This window comes from Streptomyces sp. NPDC058279, assembly GCF_042881255.1.
Classification (GTDB): domain Bacteria; phylum Actinomycetota; class Actinomycetes; order Streptomycetales; family Streptomycetaceae; genus Streptomyces.
This window is the reverse complement of sequence record NZ_JBHVYA010000002.1, coordinates 196,351-212,036: the sequence shown is the minus strand read 5'-3', so window position 1 is coordinate 212,036 and position 15,686 is coordinate 196,351. Positions and strand designations below refer to the sequence as shown.

At 71.3% G+C, this 15,686-nt stretch carries 15 protein-coding genes; 8 read left to right on the top strand and 7 right to left on the bottom strand.

The annotated features are described in order from the left end of the window. Positions 1-6: 6 nt before the first annotated feature. Entirely contained in the window at positions 7-1,446 is a 1,440-nt protein-coding gene (locus tag ACFVXJ_RS05705) for a regulator (RefSeq protein WP_389659149.1), read from the bottom strand. Positions 1,447-1,620: 174 nt separating this feature from the next. Here ACFVXJ_RS05705 and ACFVXJ_RS05700 point away from each other — a divergent pair, with 174 nt between their 5' ends. From ACFVXJ_RS05700 to ACFVXJ_RS05680, 5 genes are all read left to right on the top strand, one after another. Further along, positions 1,621-1,893, top strand: coding sequence for a hypothetical protein (locus ACFVXJ_RS05700; protein WP_389659146.1), 273 nt, complete (start codon positions 1,621-1,623; stop codon positions 1,891-1,893). A gap of 75 nt (positions 1,894-1,968) precedes the next feature. Then, positions 1,969-2,766, top strand: a complete 798-nt coding sequence (gene lipB / locus ACFVXJ_RS05695; protein WP_389659143.1) for a lipoyl(octanoyl) transferase LipB — start codon at positions 1,969-1,971, stop codon at positions 2,764-2,766. A gap of 108 nt (positions 2,767-2,874) precedes the next feature. Then, entirely contained in the window at positions 2,875-3,822 is a 948-nt protein-coding gene (gene lipA, locus ACFVXJ_RS05690; RefSeq protein ID WP_389659140.1) for a lipoyl synthase, read from the top strand. A 260-nt stretch (positions 3,823-4,082) separates the two neighbouring features. Then, a complete protein-coding gene (locus ACFVXJ_RS05685; RefSeq protein WP_136215599.1) occupies positions 4,083-4,280 on the top strand; it encodes a hypothetical protein in 198 nt (65 codons plus the stop codon). A 10-nt stretch (positions 4,281-4,290) separates the two neighbouring features. Then, on the top strand, positions 4,291-4,989 hold the full coding sequence (locus tag ACFVXJ_RS05680) for a DUF4191 domain-containing protein (protein WP_389659137.1): 699 nt from the start codon (positions 4,291-4,293) through the stop codon (positions 4,987-4,989). A 106-nt stretch (positions 4,990-5,095) separates the two neighbouring features. On the opposite strand, the gene ACFVXJ_RS05675 is transcribed toward ACFVXJ_RS05680, so the two are convergent. Next, a complete protein-coding gene (locus tag ACFVXJ_RS05675) occupies positions 5,096-5,563 on the bottom strand; it encodes an RDD family protein (protein ID WP_389659134.1) in 468 nt (155 codons plus the stop codon). Positions 5,564-5,748: 185 nt separating this feature from the next. Between ACFVXJ_RS05675 and glnA the strand changes: the two genes are divergently transcribed. Together glnA and ACFVXJ_RS05665 are read left to right on the top strand one after the other, a co-directional pair. After that, on the top strand, positions 5,749-7,158 hold the full coding sequence (gene glnA, locus ACFVXJ_RS05670; RefSeq protein ID WP_389659131.1) for a type I glutamate--ammonia ligase: 1,410 nt from the start codon (positions 5,749-5,751) through the stop codon (positions 7,156-7,158). 189 nt (positions 7,159-7,347) lie between these two features. Next, the gene (locus ACFVXJ_RS05665) at positions 7,348-7,842 is read left to right on the top strand and encodes a DUF3887 domain-containing protein (RefSeq protein ID WP_389660071.1); all 495 of its coding nucleotides are present in this window, start codon (positions 7,348-7,350) and stop codon (positions 7,840-7,842) included. A 28-nt stretch (positions 7,843-7,870) separates the two neighbouring features. Here the strand turns inward: ACFVXJ_RS05665 and ACFVXJ_RS05660 are convergent, their stop codons facing one another. After that, positions 7,871-8,530: a TetR/AcrR family transcriptional regulator gene (locus ACFVXJ_RS05660; RefSeq protein ID WP_389659128.1), complete on the bottom strand. Its 660-nt coding sequence runs from the start codon at positions 8,528-8,530 to the stop codon at positions 7,871-7,873. Between the two features lie 86 nt (positions 8,531-8,616). On the opposite strand from ACFVXJ_RS05660, the gene ACFVXJ_RS05655 reads away from it, so the two are divergent. Next, positions 8,617-9,387, top strand: coding sequence for an SDR family NAD(P)-dependent oxidoreductase (locus tag ACFVXJ_RS05655; protein WP_389659125.1), 771 nt, complete (start codon positions 8,617-8,619; stop codon positions 9,385-9,387). A gap of 27 nt (positions 9,388-9,414) precedes the next feature. On the opposite strand, the gene ACFVXJ_RS05650 is transcribed toward ACFVXJ_RS05655, so the two are convergent. The 4 genes from ACFVXJ_RS05650 to sucB all read right to left on the bottom strand — a co-directional run bounded on the left by ACFVXJ_RS05650 (position 9,415) and on the right by sucB (position 15,640). Further along, on the bottom strand, positions 9,415-9,933 hold the full coding sequence (locus ACFVXJ_RS05650; protein WP_389660068.1) for a DUF4240 domain-containing protein: 519 nt from the start codon (positions 9,931-9,933) through the stop codon (positions 9,415-9,417). A gap of 169 nt (positions 9,934-10,102) precedes the next feature. Continuing rightward, on the bottom strand, positions 10,103-12,787 hold the full coding sequence (gene aceE, locus ACFVXJ_RS05645) for a pyruvate dehydrogenase (acetyl-transferring), homodimeric type (RefSeq protein WP_389659122.1): 2,685 nt from the start codon (positions 12,785-12,787) through the stop codon (positions 10,103-10,105). A 221-nt stretch (positions 12,788-13,008) separates the two neighbouring features. Further along, a complete protein-coding gene (locus ACFVXJ_RS05640) occupies positions 13,009-13,632 on the bottom strand; it encodes a GntR family transcriptional regulator (RefSeq protein ID WP_361316152.1) in 624 nt (207 codons plus the stop codon). A 214-nt stretch (positions 13,633-13,846) separates the two neighbouring features. Next, on the bottom strand, positions 13,847-15,640 hold the full coding sequence (gene sucB / locus ACFVXJ_RS05635; RefSeq protein WP_389659119.1) for a 2-oxoglutarate dehydrogenase, E2 component, dihydrolipoamide succinyltransferase: 1,794 nt from the start codon (positions 15,638-15,640) through the stop codon (positions 13,847-13,849). Positions 15,641-15,686 lie beyond the last annotated feature (46 nt).

The window sequence follows — 15,686 nt, the reverse complement described above, 5'->3', positions numbered from 1 at the left end:
CGCGGCTCACGCCAGCGCCGCGACCCGGTCCCGGTAGGTCCGTACCGCCGGGGCGTCCCGGTACGGCTCCAGCCGTCGCTCGAAGTCCCGTACGTACTCCACCGCGCGCACCGAGCGCATCTCCATCGCCTGCTGCGCCGCCTCCGCGCCGAGCGCGCACGCCTGGTCCAGTTCGCCCAGCCCCAGCCGCGCGGTGGCCAGCACCACCCGGCAGAACAGCCGGGAGCGCGCGTACGCGGGCGCCCGCAGCTGGAGGGAGCGCTCGGCGTGCTGCGCCGACGCCCGGTACTGCTGGAGGTCCCGGTGGCAGTGCCCGAACTCGTCGGCGAGCTGCGCCTCGTCGAAGTCCCGGGCCCAGTGCGGCACGTCGTCGCCCGGGCGGGTCGCGCCCAGCGCCCGCTCGGCTCGCACCAGCGAGGCCGTGGCGGCCCGCACCTCGCCGAGCACCGCGTGCCCGCGCGCCTCCGCCGAGTGCAGCAGCGCCTGCACCACCGGCGGCGGCCCCGACCCCACGCCCTGCTGGGCGACCCGGGCCAGCTGTACCGCCTCGCGGCCGTGGCCGAGGTAGACCGCCTGCCGGCTCATGGTGATCAGCACGTACGACCCGTACGGCCGGTCCCCGGCGGCCTGCGCGAGCCGCAGCGCCTGCACGAAGTACCGCTGGGCGAGCCCGTGGGCCGCGATGTCGTACGAGGTCCAGCCCGCGAGCCGGGTCAGGTCGGCGGCGGCGGAGAACAGCCGCCGCCCGGTGGTCTCCCCGTAGGTACCGCGGAGCATGGGCTCCGCCTCGTGTTCCAGGTACCGCACCAGGGCTTGGCGGGCGTGCCCGCCGCCGTAGGCGTGGTCCAGGGCCCGGAACAGCTCGCCCACCGACCGCAGGGCCGCGATGTCCCCGCCCGTCACCCGCTGCCCGGGGCCGCGGTCGATCTGCCGCTGGCGGGGCACCGTGGTGCGGCCCTGGAGCGGGACGCGGGCGGCGGCGCTGTCCGCCCCCCGCCCGACCCGCTCGTCGGCCCGGCCGATGAGCCAGTCCCGGCTCGGGACGACCAGCCCGGCCGGGGTGAAGGCGATCTTGCGCAGCTCGGCGTGCGAACCGGAGTCCTTGCGCCACAGCCCGCTCGCGATGTCCACGGCCTCCTCGGGGGTGGCGGCGAACTCCAGGCCCGCGTAGACGGGCGCGCACGCGTCCAGCCCCAGGTCCTGGGCCGAGAGCCGTCTGCCCAGGCGTCGGGTGAAGACCTCCGCGATCAGCGCGGGGGTCGTGCCGCGGGGCTGCTGCCCGCGCAGCCAGCGGGTCACGGAGGTCTTGTCGTACCGCAGATCGAGACCGTGCTCCAGGCCAAGCTGGTCGACGCGGCGGGCGAGCCCGGCGTTGGAGAACCCGGCTTCGGCGATCAGCGCCGCGAGCTGCCGGTTGGGGACGCGCTGGGCAGGTCGTTCCGTCATCGGCTCCACGGTTTCCTGACGTGACGGACCGGAGTCGCCGGCCCAGTGAACGGCGTGAATGTAGCGGCGAACTCCGTCCCTACCGCCCGCTCTGTCCCACATTCATCCGATCGTGTGCAGAACCGGTATGACCCTTTACGGATCCACCCCCTTCACCCGCATAGGCTGCGCCCCATGACCCGCCGTCCCACCGAGGCGCAGTTTCCCGACGACTACGCAGAGTCCGCCACCCCGCTGCGCGCGCCCGAGCTGACCGAGGCGGAGTGCCGCCGCTGCGGCACGTACATCGCGGGGCTCGACGGGCGGTACGCCTGCGGGGTGTGCGGGTGGGTCAACGACCACTCGGAGGGCCATCGGCGACTGCCGCGCGCGGACGAGGACCCGGACCGCCCGCCCCGGGGCGGGCGGCGGCCGAAGCGGCTGCCGGGCCCCCCGCCGGGGCCCTGAGGGGCCGCGCCCGGACCGCCGTACCCTTGCTGGTGCGATACGTGCACACAGCAGGTTCAAAGAGGAGGCGCTGCGGTGACTGACCTTCGGTTTGTCCATCTGGGCTTCGGGCCGGATTACGTCGAGTACACCGAGGCATGGGAAGAGCAGCGCCGCGTCCACGCCGCCCGCTTCGCGGACGAGATCCACGACACGTGTCTGCTGCTGGAGCACCTGCCGGTCTACACGGCGGGCCGGCGCACCGATGCCAATGAGCGGCCGTTGGACGGCACGCCCGTGGTCGACGTGGACCGCGGCGGGAAGATCACCTGGCACGGCCCGGGCCAGCTCGTCGGCTACCCGATCATGAAGCTGCCCCGGCCGGTCGACGTCGTCGCCCACGTACGCCGGCTGGAGGACGCGCTGATCCGCACCGCGGCCGACTTCGGCGTGGAGACCTCCCGGGTCGAGGGGCGCAGCGGGGTGTGGGTGCTCGGCGACCCGGTGGAGGAGCGCCCGCGGCTCGGCGGGCTCAGCCTTGACTTCGACCCCCGGCTGCACGACGAGGAGTTCGACCCCCGGCTGAACGGCCCCGAGTACGCCCCCTCCAACGCCGGCCAGCGACGCGAGGACCGCAAGCTCGCGGCCATCGGCATCCGCGTCGCCAAGGGCGTCACGATGCACGGCTTCTCGTTCAACGTGAACCCCGACAACACCTGGTTCGACCGGATCGTGCCCTGCGGCATCCGGGACGCCGGTGTGACCTCGCTCTCCTACGAGCTGGGACGCGAGATCACCGTCGCCGATGTGGTCCCGGTCGTGGAGCGCCACCTCAAGGACGTCTTGGAGCACGCCGAGCTGCGGCCCAGGGAGACAGAGCCGTCGGTCGGCTGACGCTCGGGAATGCCGTCGGCGGCCCCCAGGTTGCCCGACGTAAGAGCGTATGAAATTACGGGCGTACCCTGGTGGGCGCCGAAGAATCGAAGTCACAGGGAGCCGGTCGTGTCCGCAGTCGCACCCGACGGACGCAAGATGCTGCGCCTGGAGGTCCGTAACAGCCAGACCCCCATCGAGCGCAAGCCCGAGTGGATCAAGACCCGGGCGAAGATGGGTCCCGAATACACCAAGATGCAGGCCCTGGTGAAGGGTGAAGGACTGCACACGGTCTGCCAGGAAGCCGGTTGTCCCAACATCTACGAGTGCTGGGAGGACCGCGAGGCCACCTTCCTCATCGGTGGCGACCAGTGCACCCGGCGCTGTGACTTCTGCCAGATCGACACCGGCAAGCCCGAGGCGCTCGACCGCGACGAGCCGCGCCGCGTGGGCGAGTCCGTCGTCACGATGGACCTGAACTACGCCACCATCACCGGCGTCGCCCGCGACGACCTGCCGGACGGCGGGGCGTGGCTGTACGCGGAGACCGTGCGCCAGATCCACGCGCAGACGGCGGGCCGTGAGTCCGGCCACACCAAGGTCGAGCTGCTGGCCCCCGACTTCAACGCGGTGCCGGAGCTGCTGGAGGAGGTCTTCGCCTCCCGCCCCGAGGTCTTCGCGCACAACGTCGAGACCGTGCCGCGCATCTTCAAGCGCATCCGGCCCGGCTTCCGCTACGAGCGCTCGCTCGACGTGATCACCAAGGCCCGCGCGTACGGTCTGGTCACCAAGTCGAACCTGATCCTGGGCATGGGCGAGGAGCGCGAGGAGGTCAGCCAGGCCCTGCGCGACCTGCACGAGGCGGGCTGCGAGCTGATCACCATCACCCAGTACCTGCGCCCGTCGCCGCGCCACCACCCCGTCGAGCGCTGGGTGAAGCCGGCGGAGTTCGTGGAGCTGGCGAAGGAGGCCGAGGAGATCGGCTTCTCCGGCGTGATGTCCGGCCCGCTCGTCAGGTCGTCGTACCGGGCGGGTCGCCTCTACCAGCAGGCGATGGAGAAGCGCGCGAACGTCTGACCGCCGACCGTGTGAAGTCCCGCACAAATGGCTACCAACGGGTAACCCCGCCGTGACGCGGCCCCTAGGCTCTTGGAGGAGAGCCCGGCGGGCCGCGTCGCCTTGTGCAACATGTCGATCACATTTGACCGGCCGGTCATGCCCTGGTAACACCGTTCAGTGACGATTGGTCCACGCACCGCACACACCGACGCACACCGTTCGCCCCCCGTGAGCACCGTTCCGTGAGCACCGTGAGCACCGTGAAAGGGATCGACATCATGCAGGCCGCGCCCGTACGCGCCATCGCCATCCCGACCTTCTCCGACGCCTTCCGCGGCATCGAATCGCTGCTCATGAGCGGCGCCCGCCGCAACGCCTGGACCGCCGTCCTCGAAGACCGGCGCAGGGCCAAGGACCGCGTCGAGACCGAGCACGTACTGGAGGCCGCGGCGACCCGGACCCCGCAGGCCACGTAAACTTCGCCTTATGGCGAGGAAGTCAAACGCAGAGACTGCTGCGAACCCCGGGCGACTGAAGCAGATCGCCCTGACGTACAAGATGACGCGCAAGGCCGACCCGAAGGTCGGTCTGATCGTCGCGGGCGTGGGAATCGTCACCTTCGGTGTCTTCCTTGCGATCGGCTTCCTGATCGACCACCCGGTCTACCTGGGCATCCTGGGCTTCCTGGTGGCGTTCCTCGCGATGGCGATCGTCTTCGGACGACGGGCCGAGCGGGCTGCCTTCGGGCAGATGGAGGGGCAGCCGGGCGCGGCCGCGGCCGTACTGGACAACGTGGGGCGGGGTTGGACCACCACCCCGGCCGTCGCGATGAACCGCAGCCAGGACATCGTCCACCGGGCCGTCGGCAAGGCGGGCGTGGTGCTGATCGCGGAGGGCAACCCGAACCGGGTCAAGAGCCTGCTCGCGGCCGAGAAGAAGAAGCTGGCCCGGATCATGCCCGACGTTCCCGTCCACGCCTTCATCGTGGGCACCGGCGAGGGCGAGGTGCCGCTCAAGAAGGTCCGTACGACGCTGCTCAAGCTGCCGCGCGTGCTGGCCGGCCCCCAGATCACGGAGGTCAACGACAAGCTCCGGGCCATGGGTGACCTGATGAGCAACATGCCGATCCCCAAGGGCCCGCTCCCCGGCCGCGCCCGCGGCGGTCAACGGCCGCCGCGCGGCTGACCGCGTCGCTTCATCGCATACGACGTGGGGCGCCCCCCCGCCCGGCCGGGGGGGGGGGGGCGCCGCGGCGGGGGCCCGGGGGAGCGGCGTCGTATGCGATCCGCCGTTACATGCGCACCTGGACCGCGCGCGCCAGTCGGTCGTGCAGGCCGCGGCCGTCCCGGTCCCAGACCAGCGCCGGGATGACGAGGGCCAGCAGGACCGTGCGCAGCAGCACACGCGCGACGCCGAGGCGACCGCCGTCCTCCGCGACCACCCGGAGGCCGAGAATCCGCTTGCCGGGGGTGAATCCCACGGTGGCGACCGTCAGGACGGACAGGACGACGAAGACGGCCAGCGTCCAGTTGCCCGTGGCCCCCAGGTCGCCGCGCGTGATCAGCCCGTAGGCGATGAGCTGGCAGCCGACCCAGTCGATGGCGACGGCGCCGAGCCGCCGCCCGAACCGGGCCACCGAACCGGGCCCCGACGGGGGCAGCCCGAGGCGCTCGCCGCGGTAGCCGAAGTCGACGCCCATCTCCTCGGCGGCCGCGCGGGGGCCGGAGAGCCAGGATCCGATTGCTTGCCTGTTGTCCACTCGACCACGGTACCGGTGGCGCTCCATGCGACCTGGACGGGCCCCTGGTTAACTTGTGCGAAACAAATGGGTCATGCTTGAGAAATCCCGTCTGCTTATGGTCGGGTCAGCGTGCGGCACCGCACTGACGCACCACGAGCTATACAGCCCGTCCCTGCCCCGGGGTCGGGAGTAGGAGGAGTTGGATGTTCCAGAACGCCGACGAAGTGAAGCAGTACATCGAGGAGAACGACGTCAAGTTCGTCGACGTCCGCTTCTGCGACCTGCCTGGTGTGATGCAGCACTTCACCATCCCGGCTCGGGCGTTCGACCCGGCCGAGGAGCTCGCCTTCGACGGCTCCTCGATCCGCGGGTTCCAGGCCATCCACGAGTCCGACATGGCTCTGCGTGCCGACATCACCACCGCGCGTCTCGACCCGTTCCGCCGCGACAAGACGCTGAACATCAACTTCTTCATCCACGACCCGATCACGGGCGAGGCGTACAGCCGCGACCCGCGCAACATCGCGAAGAAGGCCGAGGCGTACCTCGCCTCCACCGGCATCGCCGACACCGCGTACTTCGGGCCCGAGGCCGAGTTCTACATCTTCGACAGCGTGCGCTTCGCGACCACCGCGAACGAGGGCTTCTACCACATCGACTCCGAGGCCGGCGCCTGGAACACCGGTTCCGAGGAGAACAACCGCGGCTACAAGGTCCGCTACAAGGGCGGTTACTTCCCGGTCGCCCCGGTCGACCACTTCGCCGACCTGCGTGCCGAGATCTCCCTGGAGCTCGACGCCCAGGGCCTCCAGGTCGAGCGCCAGCACCACGAGGTCGGCACCGGCGGCCAGGCCGAGATCAACTACAAGTTCAACACGCTGCTGGCCGCGGCCGACGACCTGATGCTCTTCAAGTACGTCGTGAAGAACGTCGCCTGGCGCAACGGCAAGACCGCGACCTTCATGCCGAAGCCGATCTTCGGTGACAACGGCTCCGGCATGCACGTCCACCAGTCCCTGTGGGCCGGCGGCGAGCCGCTGTTCTACGACGAGGCCGGCTACGCGGGTCTGTCGGACACCGCCCGCTACTACATCGGCGGCATCCTCAAGCACGCCCCGTCGCTGCTGGCGTTCACCAACCCGACGGTGAACTCCTACCACCGCCTGGTGCCCGGCTTCGAGGCCCCGGTCAACATGGTGTACTCGCAGCGCAACCGCTCCGCGGCCATGCGCATCCCGATCACCGGCTCGAACCCGAAGGCCAAGCGCGTCGAGTTCCGCGCGCCGGACCCGTCCTCGAACCCGTACCTGGCGTTCGCGGCCCTGCTGCTGGCCGGCCTCGACGGCGTCAAGAACAAGATCGAGCCGATGGAGCCGATCGACAAGGACCTCTACGAGCTCTCCCCGGACGAGCACGCGAGCGTCCCGCAGGTCCCGACCAGCCTCGAGGACGTCCTCAAGGCCCTGGAGGCGGACCACGAGTACCTCCTGGCCGGCGGTGTCTTCACCCCCGACCTGATCGAGACCTGGATCGACTACAAGCGCACGCACGAGATCGCCCCGATCGCCCAGCGTCCGCACCCGCACGAGTTCGAGCTCTACTTCGACCTGTAAGAAGCCGCACGTCGGAGCGGGCGTCCCGCAGGACGCCAGTAGGCCGTCGGCCGCGTCCTTCCCCCGGTGGGAAGGCGCGGCCGGCGGCCTTTTCGCGCGGTGTCCCGCGCCTCCCCCGGCATGCGGGAGCAGGGCGCGGGGAGCACGATGGACGTGTCCGGACCCCCAGGTGGAGAAGTCGTGGTGCCGATGCCCGGCAAGGACGCAACGCTCATCAGCAGGCGGCGCGCGGCCCGGGCGGGGGTGACGCTCACGCTGGCCGCCTGCGTGCTGCTCCCGGCCGGCGGTCTCGTCTCCGCCGCTGCGGGGAGCCACGCCACGACGGTGGCGGGCACGGCCGCCGTGGCCGCCCCGGCCGAGACCCGGTACGACCGGATCGCCGTCGGGACGCTCGACGACATCGTGAACGGCAGGTTCGCCGCGGCCACGGCCCACTTCGATCCGACGACGCGCCGGCTGCTGCCGCCCGCCGCCCTCGCGCAGGCATGGACGGCCTACCAGGCGGCGTTCGGCAGCTACCGGTCGCACGGGCGACCCGCGGACGTCGCGTCCGGCGCGCTCACCGTCGTGAATGTGCCCTTGAGCATGGAGCACCGGCCCGGTGAGTTCCGTGTGGGCTTCCACGAGGACGGGAGCATCGCCGGCGTGTGGTTCCTCAGGGCGGGAGTGCCGGTCTCGGCGTGACGGCTCCGCGCGGCGGTGACGGAGCGGCTCAGCCCCCCGACACGACCGTCATCCCGCGCGTCAGCTCACGCAGGCAGCGCAGTGCGAGTTCGGCCGGGGAGCCGGGACCGGAGGTGGGGGCGTCCGTGGCCGACCAGAGTTCCAGGGCGATCCGGATCGCGTCGGTCGCGGCCGCGGCCAGCAGACGGATGTGGACGGGATCGGCGTCCGGGCCGGCGAGCCGGGCGATGACCGGCACCAGCCGCTCCTCCGAGTCCTGGTTGACCCGGTACCAGACCCCGCGCAGGGCCTCGTCGGTCGCCGCCGCGCGGAGCAGGCCGCGGGTGACCTCCAAGCCCTCCTCGACGGACCGCAGGTCGCTGAGCGAGCGGGTCACGGCACGGTCCAGTGCCTCCGCGAGCGGAGTGCCGGGGTCCTCCTCGGCGAGGAGGGCGCGCCAGGCGTCGCCGCCGCCCGCCAGCAGCGGGGCCACGGCCTCCTGCTTGTTGCGGAAGTAGCGGTAGAAGGTGCGCAGCGCCACCCCGGCCCGGTGGGCGATGTCCTCGGCGGTGGTGCCGTCCGGGCCGTGCTCGGCGAAGAGTTCACAGGCCGCGCGGGCGATGTCGAGCTGCGTGGCCGCCTTGCGGCGCTCGGTCAGCGACTGGGCTCCGGAGCCGGCCTGGGGGGAGTACGGACGAGGGGATCTCACGGGGGAAGCCTACCGTCCTGACACCAGCGGCATTACATCTTTTGACATGGTGGCAAAACGTGCCAGGGCCCGAGTAGGCTCGCCGCATGAACCGTTACGAAGGACGTCGCGTCCTCATCACCGGCGGCGGCTCCGGCATCGGCCGCGCCACCGTCCACCGCATCCTCGCCGAGGGCGGCCGGGTCCACACCGTGGACGTCGACGAGGCCGGCCTGAAGGCCACGGCCGAGCGGGCCGCCGCCGAAGGGCACCCGGACCGCCTGAGCACCGCCGTGCTCGACATATCCGACGAGCAGTCGGTGACCTCGGGGGTCGCCGCCGCCGTCGTCGCCCTCGGTGGCCTGGACGTGCTGGTCAACGCCGCGGGCATCCTGCGTTCCGCGCACACGCACCAGACCACGCTCGACTTCTGGAACAAGGTCATCGGGGTCAACCTGACCGGCACCTTCCTGATGATCCGCGAGTCCCTCCCGGCGCTGCTGGAAGGGGACCGGCCGGTCGTCGTCAACTTCAGCTCGACCTCGGCGTCCTTCGCGCACCCCTACATGTCCGCCTACGCGGCCAGCAAGGGCGGCATCCAGTCGATGACCCACGCCCTGGCCGCCGAGTACAGCAAGCAGGGCCTGCGCTTCGTCTCCGTCGCGCCCGGCTCCATCGAGAGCGGCATGACCACCGGCAACGGTCCCGGCCTGCCCGAGGACACCGACTGGAGCCTGTTCACCAAACTCGCCCCGGCCCTCGGCCAGGGCTTCGCGGGCCCGGAGACGGTGGCCGGCGTCGTCGCGATGCTGGGCTCCGACGACGGCGCGTTCATCACCGGTACGGAGATCCGCATCGACGGCGGCACGCACTACTGAGCGTCGGGGGTGTCCGCCGGACACCCCTCAGCCCCTGAACCGGTCCCACAGCCGGGGGAAGCGCTCCGCCAGGACGGCTTCGTTCTCGAAGTCCAGCGGCGCGCCCTCCGGCTCGGCCGGCTGCAACGCGACGCCCAGGTCCGGCGCCACCGAGCCCGTCAGCTGCTCGTACGCCTCGTCGGCCGCGTACCCCAGCTCCTCGCCGTCCCCGTCGATCTCCTCGTCGAAGTCGGTCAGCAGCTCCGCGAGCGCGTCCGGATCGTGCACCGCGCCCTCGAAGACCTCCCGCCCCTGGCCGATCAGCCAGCACCGGAAGTAGTCGAACGCGTCGTCGCTCGCCCCGTCCAGCAGCACCCACGCGGCGCCCCACAGGTCCCACGTGTACGCCCGGTTGTACCGGGACTCGAAGTGCCGGGCGAAGTCGAGCACGGAGTCCGGGTCGAGCTGTGCCAGCCGCTCGACGAGCAGCTCGGCGTGTTCCTCGGGGTCGCCCTCGGCGGCCTCGCGGGTACGGTCGACGATCTCCCAGAACTCCGTCTCGTCCATCACGGCTCAAGCATCACGGGTCCACCCCCGCGCCGCCACCGCTCATACGGCCAAAGGCCGGTGAACGCCCCCCGCGTGGCCGCAAAAAGCGGCCGGGGAAACACGGACGAGGCGGTCCGCCCCCCCCACGGGGCGGACCGCCTCACCGGTCGTGCTTCGGCGTCGGGGCCTAAAGGCCGTAGCGCTCCCGGGCGTCCTTGATGGCCGAGGCCGGGACCTCGCCGCGGCGGGCGAGCTGGGCCAGCGCGGCCACCACGATCGACTGCGCGTCGACGCCGAAGTGGCGGCGGGCGCCCTCGCGGGTGTCGGACAGACCGAAGCCGTCCGTGCCCAGCGAGGTGTAGTCCTGCTCCACCCACTGGCTGATCTGGTCCGGGACCTGACGCATCCAGTCGGAGACGGCGAGCACCGGGCCGGCGGCGCCCTCCAGTGCGCGGGTGACGTACGGGGTGCGCGTCTCGCCGCGCAGCAGCGCCTCGTCGCACTCCAGCGCGTCGCGCCGCAGCTCGCCCCAGGAGGTGGCGGACCAGACGTCGGCGGCCACGTTCCAGTCGGCGGCGAGCAACCGCTGCGCCTCCAGGACCCAGTGGATCGCCGTACCCGAAGCCATGAGCTGGATCTTCGGGGCGTCGGCGGCCGGGGCCGACTCCGCCAGGTCCGCCGACGTGTTGAAGCGGTACAGACCCTTGAGGATGCCTTCCTCGACGCCCTCCGGCATCGCCGGCTGCACCTTCGGCTCGTTGTAGACCGTCAGGTAGTAGAAGACGTCTTCCGGCTTCTCGCCGTACATCCGGCGCAGACCGTCCTTGACGATCACCGCGATCTCGTACGCGAAGGCCGGGTCGTAGTTGAGCGACGCCGGGTTCGTGGACGCGATCAGATGCGAGTGGCCGTCCGCGTGCTGGAGGCCCTCACCGGTCAGCGTGGTGCGGCCCGCGGTGGCGCCGACGATGAAGCCCTTGCCGAGCTGGTCGGCGAGCTGCCACATCTGGTCGGCGGTGCGCTGCCAGCCGAACATCGAGTAGAAGATGTAGAACGGGATCATCGGCTCGCCGTGCGTCGCGTACGACGTACAGGCGGCGATGAAATCGGCCATGGCGCCGGCCTCGGTGATCCCCTCGTTGAGGATCTGGCCGTCCTTGGCTTCCTTGTAGTACATCAGCTGGTCGCGGTCGACCGGCTCGTACGTCTGTCCCAGCGGCGAGTAGATGCCGGCCGACGGGAAGAGGGACTCCATACCGAACGTGCGCGCCTCGTCGGGGACGATCGGCACCCAGCGCTTGCCGGTCTCCTTGTCCCGCATCAGGTCCTTGACGAGCCGGACGAAGGCCATGGTGGTGGCCATCTCCTGCTTGCCGGAGCCCTTGAGCAGCGGGGCGAAGGAACGCTCGGCCGGGGCCGGCAGGGCCACGTGGTGGACCTTGCGGGCGGGGGCCGGGCCGCCGAGGGCCGCGCGGCGCTCGTTCAGGTAGCGGACCTCGGGGCTGTCGGCGCCCGGGTGTCCGTACGGGACCTGGCCGTCGGCGAAGGCGCTGTCCGGGATCGGGAGGCCGAGGAGGTCGCGCATGTCCTTGAACTCGTCGATCGTCAGCTTCTTCATCTGGTGGTTCGCGTTCTTCGACTCGAACCCGGCGCCCAGCGTGTAGCCCTTGACCGTCTGCGCGAGGATGACGGTCGGCGCGCCCTTGTGCTCCAGGGCGGCCTTGTACGCGGCGTACACCTTGCGGGGCTCGTGGCCGCCGCGGGAGCTGTGGAAGCACTCGGCGATCTTCGCGTCGGCGAGGACCGCGGCGAGCTGCTTGAGCTCGGCGTTGGCGCCGAAGAAGTGCTCGCGGATGTAGGCCACGTCGCGGGTCGCGTACGTCTGGAACTGCGCGTCGGGTACCTCGCGCAGCCGGCGTACCAGGGCGCCCGTGGTGTCCAGCCGGAACAGCTCGTCCCAGGCGGAGCCCCACAGCGACTTGATGACGTTCCAGCCGGCGCCGCGGAACTGGGCCTCCAGCTCCTGGACGACGCGGAAGTTGGCGCGGACCGGACCGTCGAGGCGCTGCAGGTTGCAGTTGATGACGAAGGTCAGGTTGTCGAGCCGCTCGCGGGAGGCGAGGGCCAGGGCGGCGGTCGACTCGGGCTCGTCCATCTCGCCGTCGCCGAGGAAGGCCCAGACGTGCGAGTTGGCGGTGTCCTTGATGTTCCGGTTCTGCAGGTAGCGGTTGAAGCGCGCCTGGTAGATCGCGGAGAGCGGGCCGAGGCCCATGGACACCGTCGGGAACTCCCACAGCCAGGGCAGGCGCCGCGGGTGCGGGTAGGACGGCAGGCCGTTGCCGCCGGACTCCTGGCGGAAGTGGTCGAGCTGCTGCTCGGAGATCCGGCCGTCGAGGAAGGCGCGGGCGTAGATGCCGGGGGAGGCGTGGCCCTGGATGTAGAGCTGGTCGCCCGATCCGTCGGCCTCCTTCCCGCGGAAGAAGTGCTGGAAGCCGGTCTCGTAGAGCCAGGCCGCCGAGGCGAAGGTGGCGATGTGGCCGCCGACGCCGTACTTGGAGCCGCGGGTCACCATGGCGGCCGCGTTCCAGCGGTTCCACGCGGTGATCTTGGCTTCCATCTCCATGTCACCCGGGAACTCGGGCTCGGCGGAGGTGGGGATGGTGTTGACGTAGTCCGTCTCCAGCAGCTTCGGCAGGGCGAGGCCCGCGGCTTCGGCGTGCTGGAGGGTGCGACGGAGCAGGTATTCGGCGCGGCGCGTACCGGCGGCCTTGGCGACGGCGTCGAGCGAGGCCGCCCATTCGGCGGTCTCCTCGGTGTCGCGGTCCGGGAGCTGGTCGAGCTCGCTCGGAAGCTTTCCTACGGGGTCGGACATCGGTGTGCGCCGCCTTCCGGACAAAGGAGAGGTGGTGAAGAAGAACCCTGACGGGCAGGACAGGGCCGGCGGACCCGGGTAGGGGTCCGCGACGACTGTAAATCGCTGATCGATGATCGATCAAACGAAAGTGGCGAAGAAATGTCGATCCGGCCAAAGTCGGCACCGGGTGCCATGAAAACGGGCACCCGGTGCCGGGCAAAACCGGACAAGTCCCCCGGTCAGGCGCGGGGCGCGCACCCCAGGACGTGCCGTTTCACCAGCACGCCGATGTCCGGATCCTGGTGGCGGAACGCCTCGACGAGGGCCGCGTGCTCTTCCGCGTACGACTTCTGCACCGTCCCGAGCCAGCGGATGGACAGGGCCGTGAACACCTCGATGCCCAGGCTCTCCCAGGTGTGCAGCAGCACGCTGTTGCCGGCGGCGCGCACCAGCTCGCGGTGGAAGCCCACCGTGTGGCGCACCTGCGCCGTCCCGTCCTCGGTCCGGTCCGCCTCCCACAGGGCCGCCACGTGCGGCTCCAGCGCCGTGCAGTCGGCGGCCAGGCGGGGCGCCGCCAGCTCGGCCGCGATCTGCTCCAGACCGGCCCGGACCGGGTAGATCTCCTCCAGGTCGGCGGCGGAGAGGTTCCTTACGCGGACCCCCTTGTTCGGCGCCGACTCGATCAGTCGCAGCGTCTCCAGCTCGCGCAGGGCCTCGCGGACCGGCGTCTGGCTGACCTCCAGCTCGACGGCGATCCGTCGCTCGACGATCCGCTCGCCGGGCTTCCAGCGGCCGCTGACGATCCCCTCCACGATGTGCTCGCGGATCTGCTCGCGCAGCGAGTGCACGACGGGTGGGGTGATCATCGGCGCTTCATCTCCTGGGGGGCGCGCAGGGCTGATGCGTAGACAATACGGCGGTGTCGGCCGACGCGATGCGTTCCTGGTCAGGGACCCGGGGTGAGGCTCGTTACAAGACCGGGGACGGGCCGGGGACGACGACGGCGCCCCCGTCCGGAAGGTTCCGGACGGGGGCGCCGTACGCGACAGCTGTGCGGCTACCGCCGCGGCTGGTTCCCTACAGGCCGAGCTCGACCTCGAACTCGCCGGCCTCCAGGATGGCCTTGACGGCCGAGAGGTACCGGGCCGCGTCCGCGCCGTCCACCAGGCGGTGGTCGTAGGACAGGGTCAGGTACGTCATGTCGCGGACGCCGATGACGGTGCCCTCGGGCGTCTCGATGACCATCGGACGCTTGACGGTGGCACCGATGCCCAGGATGGCGACCTGGTTCGGCGGCACGATCACGGTGTCGAACAGCGCACCGCGCGAGCCGGTGTTGCTGATGGTGAAGGTCGCGCCCGACAGCTCGTCCGGCGTGATCTTGTTGCCGCGGACCTTGGCGGCCAGGTCGGCGGTCGCCTTGGAGATGCCCGCCAGGTTGAGGTCACCGGCACCCTTGATGACAGGGGTCATCAGGCCCTTCTCGGAGTCCACGGCGATGCCGATGTTCTCCGAGTCGAAGTAGGTGATGGTGCCCTCGTCGTCGTTGATCCGGGCGTTGACGACCGCGTGGGCCTTCAGCGCCTGGGCGGCGGCCTTGACGAAGAACGGCATCGGCGAGAGCTTGACGCCCTCCCGGGCCAGGAAGGACGCCTTGGCCTGCTCGCGCAGCTTCATGATCTTGGTGATGTCCACCTCGACCACGGAGCTGAGCTGCGCCTGCGTGTGCAGGGCCTTCATCATGTTGTCGCCGATGACCTTGCGCATGCGGGTCATCTTGACCGTCTGACCGCGCAGTTCCGACACCTCGGCCGGAGCCTTGGCGGCGGCCGGGGCGGCAGCGGCGGCGACCGGCGCCGGGGCGGCGGCGGCCTTGGCGGCCTCGGCGGCGGCCAGGACGTCCTGCTTGCGGATGCGGCCACCGACACCGGTGCCCGAGACCGTGGACAGGTTGACGCCGGACTCCGAGGCGAGCTTGCGCACCAGCGGGGTCACGTACGCGCCCTCGTCGCCGGCCGGGGCCGGGGCGGCGGGGGCGGGCGCGGCGACCGGAGCCGGGGCGGCGACCGGAGCGGGAGCCTGGACCGGAGCCGGAGCCGGAGCGGCGGGGGCAGCCGGGGCCGGAGCCGGGGCAGCGGCCGGGGCCGGAGCCGGGGCAGCGGCCGGAGCCGGAGCCGCGGGGGCGGCGGGGGCCGGGGCCGGGGCGGCCGGGGCGGCGGCCGGAGCCGGGGCAGCGGCCGGGGCGGCACCGGCGACGCCGATGACGGCCAGACGCGCGCCGACCTCGGCGGTCTCGTCCTCGCCGACCAGGATCTCCAGCAGCGTGCCGGAGACCGGCGCGGGGATCTCGGTGTCGACCTTGTCGGTGGAGACCTCCAGCAGCGGCTCGTCGGCCTCGACCGACTCGCCGACCTGCTTGAGCCAACGGGTGACGGTGCCCTCGGTGACGGACTCGCCCAGCGCGGGCAGCACGACATCGGTGCCTTCGGCCGAACCGGCACCGGCGGCCGCCTCGGCCGTCGGAGCGGGAGCCGGCGTCTCGACCTCGGTCGACGGGGTGGCCTGGGGGGCCTCCGGCGCGGGGGCGGCGGCGGTCTCGGCGGCCGGAGCGGCGGCCTGGGCCGGCGCGCCCGAGCCGTCGTCGATGACGGCCAGCTCGGCGCCGACCTCGACGGTCTCGTCCTCGGCGACCTTGATGGAGGCCAGGATGCCGGCGACGGGCGACGGGATCTCGGTGTCGACCTTGTCGGTCGAGACCTCGAGCAGCGGCTCGTCGGCCTCGACGCGCTCGCCCTCGGCCTTCAGCCAGCGGGTGACGGTGCCCTCGGTGACGCTCTCACCGAGCGCCGGAAGGGTTACGGAAACCGACATGGTTTCAGTTGCTCCTAACGAAAGTGCGGAAGTGGTCGTCGCGCCC

What these genes read in the sequence shown, in the direction of transcription:
- ACFVXJ_RS05705 (WP_389659149.1), bottom strand. Translation starts at nt 1,446, where the DNA reads ATGACGGAACGACCTGCCCAGCGCGTCCCCAACCGGCAGCTCGCGGCG.
- aceE (WP_389659122.1), bottom strand. Translation starts at nt 12,787, where the DNA reads ATGTCCGACCCCGTAGGAAAGCTTCCGAGCGAGCTCGACCAGCTCCCG.
- ACFVXJ_RS05685 (WP_136215599.1), top strand. Translation starts at nt 4,083, where the DNA reads ATGCAGGCCGCGCCCGTACGCGCCATCGCCATCCCGACCTTCTCCGAC.
- glnA (WP_389659131.1), top strand. Translation starts at nt 5,749, where the DNA reads ATGTTCCAGAACGCCGACGAAGTGAAGCAGTACATCGAGGAGAACGAC.
- ACFVXJ_RS05650 (WP_389660068.1), bottom strand. Translation starts at nt 9,933, where the DNA reads ATGGACGAGACGGAGTTCTGGGAGATCGTCGACCGTACCCGCGAGGCC.
- ACFVXJ_RS05680 (WP_389659137.1), top strand. Translation starts at nt 4,291, where the DNA reads ATGGCGAGGAAGTCAAACGCAGAGACTGCTGCGAACCCCGGGCGACTG.
- sucB (WP_389659119.1), bottom strand. Translation starts at nt 15,640, where the DNA reads ATGTCGGTTTCCGTAACCCTTCCGGCGCTCGGTGAGAGCGTCACCGAG.
- ACFVXJ_RS05665 (WP_389660071.1), top strand. Translation starts at nt 7,348, where the DNA reads ATGCCCGGCAAGGACGCAACGCTCATCAGCAGGCGGCGCGCGGCCCGG.
- ACFVXJ_RS05655 (WP_389659125.1), top strand. Translation starts at nt 8,617, where the DNA reads ATGAACCGTTACGAAGGACGTCGCGTCCTCATCACCGGCGGCGGCTCC.
- ACFVXJ_RS05700 (WP_389659146.1), top strand. Translation starts at nt 1,621, where the DNA reads ATGACCCGCCGTCCCACCGAGGCGCAGTTTCCCGACGACTACGCAGAG.